This window comes from Pseudonocardia ailaonensis (assembly GCF_039531635.1).
In the GTDB taxonomy this organism is placed as follows: Bacteria; Actinomycetota; Actinomycetes; order Mycobacteriales; family Pseudonocardiaceae; genus Pseudonocardia; species Pseudonocardia ailaonensis.
In genome coordinates this window covers 1-983 of record NZ_BAAAQK010000039.1, presented here as the reverse complement: position 1 = coordinate 983, position 983 = coordinate 1, and the positions used below count along the sequence as shown (strand labels likewise).

The window sequence follows — 983 nt, the reverse complement described above, 5'->3', positions numbered from 1 at the left end:
TCGCTTCCTCGCCGAGGACCCCAGCCCGCAGAAGGTGACCGACCAGCAGATCTACGACGAGGAGCTCGCCCTCGCCGAGCTCGTCGAGCCGCTGGGCTACGACTCCTACTGGGCCATCGACCACCACTTCACCCCGTACGTCATGACCGCCGGCGCACTGCAGCACCTGACCTACATGGCCGGGAAGACCTCCCGGATCGACTTCGGCACCATGATCGTCGTCCTGCCCTGGTACGACCCGCTGGTCGTGTGCGACCAGGTCGCCGCACTCGACAACCTGCTGCAGGGCCGCCAGCTCACCCTCGGCGTCGGCCGCGGCGCCTCGATCCGCGAGTTCGACCCCTACCGCATCCCGATGGGCGAGGCACGCGGACGCTTCAACGAGTCCCTCGAGATCCTGCGCCGGTCCATGCGCAGCGAGTGGTTCTCCTTCGAAGGCGAGCACTTCACCATCCCGAAGGTCTCGATCCGGCCGACCTACCGCAACCCCGAGCGGCTCCTCGAGCGGATGCGGATCGCCTGGACCAGCCCCGAAACCCTGCCGATCGCCGCGAACGCCGGCCTGGGCATGCTCATGACCAACCAGAAGACCTGGGACGCCTACGGCGCCGACGTCTCCGCGTTCAACAGCATCCGCAAGTCCAACGGACTCGAGTCGACCCAGCCCACCGTCGTCGTGCGGATGACCTGCTTCGAGACCGAGGACGAGGCCTGGGACACGATGGCCCGCCACTCCCTGGAAGCCTCGCAGAGCAGCAAGCACCACTACCAGTTCGGCGACACCAAGCGCTTCGCCAACACCAAGGGCTACGAGCAGTACGCCAAACTGGGCGACGCGGTCTCCACCGACGAGTCGATCGTCGAGCGGACCGCCCGCCCGCAGGCCTGGGGCACCCCGGACCAGGTCTTCGAACGACTCAAGATGATCCAGGCCTCGACCGGCGCCGAGGAGTTCGTCCTCAACCTCAAGTTCGGCACCATGC

At 67.0% G+C, this 983-nt stretch carries 1 protein-coding gene; it reads left to right on the top strand.

Annotated elements, in window-relative coordinates:
- Positions 1 to 34: 34 nt before the first annotated feature.
- Positions 35 to 983: LLM class flavin-dependent oxidoreductase (locus ABD324_RS37040; RefSeq protein WP_344428569.1), on the top strand; the 949-nt coding region annotated here is incomplete at its 3' end.